The sequence below is a fragment of the Rhodoblastus sp. genome (assembly GCF_041915505.1).
Taxonomy (GTDB): Bacteria; Pseudomonadota; Alphaproteobacteria; order Rhizobiales; family Beijerinckiaceae; genus Rhodoblastus.
On record NZ_JAYSBG010000273.1, the window covers coordinates 1 to 4,819 of the forward strand.

Consider the following 4,819-nt stretch of genomic DNA (forward strand, 5'->3'; position numbering starts at 1 on the left):
GCGCCGTCGAGCTGGGCCTGATCCAGCTCTTTCGTGAACAGGCCCTTGCCCCCGACCTCGCTGAGCGGACGGTCCTGGATCAAATCGCCGCTGGTCTTGATGACGGTGATTTCGCAATGTTCTTCCGGCACGCCATGGGCGAGCGACAGCCGGCGGCGGGTTTCATAGGCCTGGGCCAGCGCCAGCGGACTGCCGCGCGTGCCGATCTTTATCCAGGGCGCCAAAATTTCAGCTCCAAGCGGTGTTTTTGGTTTTAGGGCGTTTTCAAACCTTCGGGCGGCGGACTATAGGAAAAAGCGCGGCGCGAAGAAAGCGCGGCGGGGAAAAACCCCGCACGACACCCGGCACGAAACCTGGAGAGACGATCCATGTGGGCCAGCCTGCGGGTTCTGGGACTGGAAAGCACCTGCGACGAGACGGCGGCGGCCGTGGTCGAGGCCGATTCGATGGGCCGGGGCAAGATCTTGTCCAATGCCGTGCTGAGTCAGATCGCGGAACATGCCGCCTATGGCGGCGTGGTGCCGGAAATCGCCGCCCGCGCCCATGTCGAGGCGCTCGACCCGCTGATTCGAAAAGCTTTGGCCGAGGCGGATTGCGCGATCGAGGATATTGACGCGATCGCCGCCGCCGGCGGGCCGGGGCTGATCGGCGGCGTCATGGTCGGCCTGACCATGGGCAAGGCCATCGCGCTCGCCGCCGGCAAGCCCTTCGTCGCGGTCAACCATCTCGAAGCCCATGCTTTGACCCCGCGCCTGACCGACAATATCGACTTTCCCTATCTGCTCCTGCTGGTTTCCGGCGGCCACAGCCAGCTCGTCGCGGTCAATGGCGTCGGCGATTATCAAAGGCTCGGCTCGACGGTGGACGATGCGGTGGGCGAGGCGTTCGACAAGGCGGCCAAACTGCTCGGCCTGCCCTATCCCGGCGGCCCGCGCGTCGAACAGGCGGCGCTCGGCGGCGATCCGGCGCGATTCGATTTCCCGCGTCCGATGACCGGGCGGCGCAATCCGGATTTCTCCTTTTCCGGGCTCAAGACCGCCGTGCGGCAGGAGGCCGAGCGCATCGCGCCGCTCACCAATACCGATGTGGCTGATCTGTGCGCCTCGTTCCAGGCCGCCGCCGTCGATGTGCTGGTCGATCGCTGCCGCGCCGCCTTGCGCCTGCTCGCCGACGCGCCCAAGCCGCCGACCGCCCTGGTCGCGGCGGGCGGCGTCGCCGCCAATGGCGCGATTCGCCGCGCTTTGGGCCGGCTCTGCGCCGAGGCCGGCCTCAAGCTGGCTTTGCCGCCGCCGGGGCTGTGCTCCGACAATGGCGCCATGATCGCCTGGGCCGGTCTGGAGCGGTTCCGGCTCGGCCTTTCCGACGGCATGGATTTCGCCGCGCGCCCGCGCTGGCCGCTCGACGCGCGCCAGGACCCCCGCTGGCACGGCAAGGCCTGAAGATCGTCCCGCCCGAGAGGTTTTTTTGCGCGCGCTCAAATATGTCCTGCTGGCTGCCGCTTTCGTTGTGGCGATCGAGGTCCCCAAACCCTTCCTGCAGCCGCAGACGCCCATTTCGGCGCCGGTGCGGGTGGCTTTCGGGCCGGCGCCAGGATTCGAGACGCTCGACCCGGAACTGATCGGCCAGGCGCGGAAGACCATCGACATGGCGGCCTATGTGCTGAGCGACCAAAGGGTGATCGAGGCTTTGTCGGCGGCGGCGAGCCGGGGCGTGCGCGTGCGGCTCTATTGCGACCCGGAGCAGTTCCGGCGCATCGGGGGGTCCAATGACAATGTGCTCGCCCTCGTCAACCAGCCCAATGTCAGCGCCAGGATCAAGGCGGAACAGAACGACATGATGCATTTGAAGGCCTATGCCGTGGACGGGCGCTGGCTGCGCACCGGCTCGACCAATTTTTCCTGGTCGGGCGAAACCCGCCAGGACAATGACATCGTCATTCTCGACAGCCCGCAGGCGGCGGAGATGTTCACGCGCCAGTTCGAAAAGCTCTGGGCCCGGCGCGACAACAGGGAGGCGGCGCGATGAGCAAGACGGCGACGCTCGCGGTGCTCGGCGCCGGCGCCTGGGGCACGGCTTTGGCCAATATGGCGGCGCCGTCGCATGCCCGCGTCTGGCTCTGGGCGCATGACCCCGCCCATGTCGAGGCCATGCGGCAAACCCGGCGCAATGAGAAGCGCTTGCCCGGCGTCGCGCTCGCGGCCCAGATCGAGCCCACAGCGGACATCGCCTGCGTGGCGGAAGCCGACCATGTGCTGGCCGTTGTGCCCGCGCAGACTTATCGCGCGACGGCCGAAAGGATGCGCGGCCATTTGCGGCCGGACGCGGCGGTGGTGAATTGCGCCAAGGGCATCGAACAGCACACCGGCTTCTATATGCGCGAGGTGCTGGCGCAGGTGCTGCCGGGCCAGCCGGCCGCCGCTCTATCCGGGCCGAGCTTCGCCGCCGATCTGGCGCGCGGCCTGCCGACCGCCGTGACGGTCGCGGCGGAACGCATCGAACTGGCTGAAATCCTGTGCTCGCGGCTGGCGGCGCCGCATTTCCGGCTTTACCGGTCGAGCGATCTGGTCGGGGTCGAGATCGGCGGCGCGGCGAAAAATGTGCTAGCCATCGCCTGCGGAGTGACCCTGGGGCGCGGCCTCGGCGCCAGCGCCCATGCCGCCTTGCTCGCGCGCGGCTTTGCCGAACTGATGCGGTTCGCGACGGCGCAAGGCGCGCGGCCCGAGACGATCATGGGCCTGTCGGGCCTCGGCGATCTCGCCTTGACCTGCTCCTCGCCACAATCGCGCAATTATGCGCTCGGCTTCGCGCTCGGACGCGGCGAAAAGCCGCAGACGGCGGGTCATGGCAAATTGACCGAAGGCGCGCTGACGGCGCGCATTCTCACCGAAAAGGCGCGCGCCCTCGGCGTGGAAATGCCGATCGCCGAAGCCGTGACGGCGATCCTCGAAAACCGCATCGAGGTCGGCGCCGCCATCGAGGCCCTGATGAGCCGGCCGTTCAAAGCCGAAGGCTGACGCCCGCCTGCCGGCGGGCTGTTGGCGGAAAACTGACGCCCGTCGCGCGACGGGCGTCAGGATCGAAAAGTCTTATTTCTTCAGCAGATCGGCCGGCACTTTGCCGCCATTGGCGGCGACGAGGTCGATCACCTTCTTGTGCAGCCAGATGTTCATCGAGGCCGTGTCATGGGTGTCGCCGGTATATTTCAGCTCGGCCGCCAGTTCCTTGCGGGCGGCGAGGCTGGAATCGAGGCCGAGAACCTTGAGCAGGTCGACGATGGACACGCGCCAGTCGAGGGTTTCGGGGTTCTTCTCGTTCAAATCGTCGAGAACGGCGGCGATATCGACCTTGGCCGCGACATCGACCGGGACGGTCGCGGGCGCGTCAGGGGCCGGCGCGGCGGCCGGAGTCGAAGCCGGCGCGGCGGGAGCCGGAGCGGCCGGGTCGGCCTTGGCCGGGGTCGTGCCGAAGATCTTGCCGAGAATGGCGCTGAAAATGCTCATGAAAAGCCTCCATCAAAGTCCACAGCGTCCGCGACGCCTTGATCGGCCGCCGAAAACGGGCGCAGGCTAGGACGAAGTTGCGACGGTTACAACACGGCCATCCGTCACGTGACGCGCGGCCAGAGGTTGAAACGCCCGCCCCTCCCATGCGACGATTCCACGCGAAAACCCCTCACGCCTCCTCAAGCCCGGAACGAACCCATGCATTTTGTCGCCATCTGTCTGGACAAGCCGAATGCGCTCGAAACCCGCCTCGCGAGTCGCGCCGACCATCTCGCTTTTCTCGGCGAAAGCCCGGAAATCGTGAGACTCGGCGGCCCCTTCCTCGATTCGGCGGGCCAGCCGGTCGGCTCGATGCTGATTCTCGACCTGCCTGACGAAGCCGCCGCGCGCGCCTTCCTGGCCCGCGACCCCTATGCCAAGGCCGGACTGTTCGCCTCGGTCGATCTGCGCGCCTACCGGCCCGTTCTGGGCGTCTCGCTGTCATGAGCGGCGACAAGGCTTTTTGGCTCGTCAAAAGCGAGCCCGACGCCTGGTCGTGGGACCAGATGGTCGCCGCCGGCGCCGAGGGAACCGGCTGGACCGGCGTGCGCAACCATCTCGCCAAGCAGCAATTGATGGCGATGAAGCGCGGCGACCGCGCCTTTTTCTATCATTCCAATGTCGGCAAGGAGATCGTCGGCATTGTCGAAATCATCAAGACCTTCCATCCCGATCCGACCGACGCCAGCGGCAAGTTCGGCATGGTCGACGTGCGCGCGGTCAAGCCGCTCAAACGGCCGGTGACGCTGGCGGAGATCAAGGCGGATCCGCGTTTCGCCGACATGGCCTTGCTGAAAATGAGCCGCCTGTCGGTCCAGCCGGTGTCGCCCGAGCATTGGCGGGAGATTTGCGCGCTCGGCGGCTTATAAATCATCCGTGTCGAGCGCGCCGGGCAGCGGCAGTCCTGCGGCTATGGCGGCGAGCCAGCGGCGCAAGGCCTTTTCCCGCTTCGAGCGCATGCCCTCGACGAGTTTGGCGCTGGCGGCCTCGCTGCGCTCCCGCCCGATCCGCAGGATCTTTTCGCCTTCCGGCGTGACGACCAGCGGCCGGGCGCGCGACCCGGCGGAAACGGCGCCGTCCTCTTCGCGAATCAGGCCGGCGCGGCGCAGATTGGCGACGATCAGCGAGATGGTCTGCGGCGTCAGCTTGGCCTTGCGCGCCAGATCGGCCGCCAGCAGGCCCGGCGCGGCGCCGATCAGCGTCAAGGCGTTGAGCTGCGGCGGCGTCACGCCAAGATCGGCGAGCAGCCGTTCCTCGGCCAGCCTTTGCGCCCCGGC

Annotated in this window: 7 protein-coding genes and 1 pseudogene; 5 read left to right on the forward strand and 3 right to left on the reverse strand. The window is 67.4% G+C overall.

Translation table 11 applies throughout. From position 1 onward, the window contains the following. Positions 1 to 224: pseudogene (locus tag ACE3S9_RS14885) on the reverse strand (hydroxymethylbilane synthase); the annotation flags it as partial. 144 nt (positions 225 to 368) lie between these two features. On the opposite strand from ACE3S9_RS14885, the gene tsaD reads away from it, so the two are divergent. The 3 genes from tsaD to ACE3S9_RS14900 are packed head-to-tail and all read left to right on the forward strand — an operon-like array spanning position 369 to position 3,014. Next, on the forward strand, positions 369 to 1,439 hold the full coding sequence (gene tsaD / locus ACE3S9_RS14890) for a tRNA (adenosine(37)-N6)-threonylcarbamoyltransferase complex transferase subunit TsaD (protein WP_374547264.1): 1,071 nt from the start codon (positions 369 to 371) through the stop codon (positions 1,437 to 1,439). 25 nt (positions 1,440 to 1,464) lie between these two features. Next, positions 1,465 to 2,025 carry a phospholipase D-like domain-containing protein gene (locus ACE3S9_RS14895; protein WP_374547265.1) on the forward strand — a complete coding sequence of 187 codons (561 nt, stop codon included), beginning with the start codon at positions 1,465 to 1,467 and terminating at the stop codon, positions 2,023 to 2,025. Further along, positions 2,022 to 3,014 carry an NAD(P)H-dependent glycerol-3-phosphate dehydrogenase gene (locus ACE3S9_RS14900; protein ID WP_374547266.1) on the forward strand — a complete coding sequence of 331 codons (993 nt, stop codon included), beginning with the start codon at positions 2,022 to 2,024 and terminating at the stop codon, positions 3,012 to 3,014. Before ACE3S9_RS14895 ends, ACE3S9_RS14900 begins: the two co-directional genes overlap by 4 nt. A gap of 72 nt (positions 3,015 to 3,086) precedes the next feature. Here the strand turns inward: ACE3S9_RS14900 and ACE3S9_RS14905 are convergent, their stop codons facing one another. Next, positions 3,087 to 3,500, reverse strand: coding sequence for a DUF3597 domain-containing protein (locus tag ACE3S9_RS14905; RefSeq protein ID WP_374547267.1), 414 nt, complete (start codon positions 3,498 to 3,500; stop codon positions 3,087 to 3,089). A gap of 201 nt (positions 3,501 to 3,701) precedes the next feature. On the opposite strand from ACE3S9_RS14905, the gene ACE3S9_RS14910 reads away from it, so the two are divergent. Beyond that, the gene (locus ACE3S9_RS14910; RefSeq protein WP_374547268.1) at positions 3,702 to 3,989 is read left to right on the forward strand and encodes a YciI family protein; all 288 of its coding nucleotides are present in this window, start codon (positions 3,702 to 3,704) and stop codon (positions 3,987 to 3,989) included. Next, positions 3,986 to 4,411: an EVE domain-containing protein gene (locus ACE3S9_RS14915; RefSeq protein ID WP_374547269.1), complete on the forward strand. Its 426-nt coding sequence runs from the start codon at positions 3,986 to 3,988 to the stop codon at positions 4,409 to 4,411. Before ACE3S9_RS14910 ends, ACE3S9_RS14915 begins: the two co-directional genes overlap by 4 nt. Here the strand turns inward: ACE3S9_RS14915 and ACE3S9_RS14920 are convergent. Next, positions 4,406 to 4,819, reverse strand: a 414-nt coding sequence (locus tag ACE3S9_RS14920; RefSeq protein WP_374547270.1) for a MarR family winged helix-turn-helix transcriptional regulator, incomplete at its 5' end; no start/stop codon positions are given. The two genes, ACE3S9_RS14915 and ACE3S9_RS14920, sit on opposite strands and share 6 nt — an antisense overlap.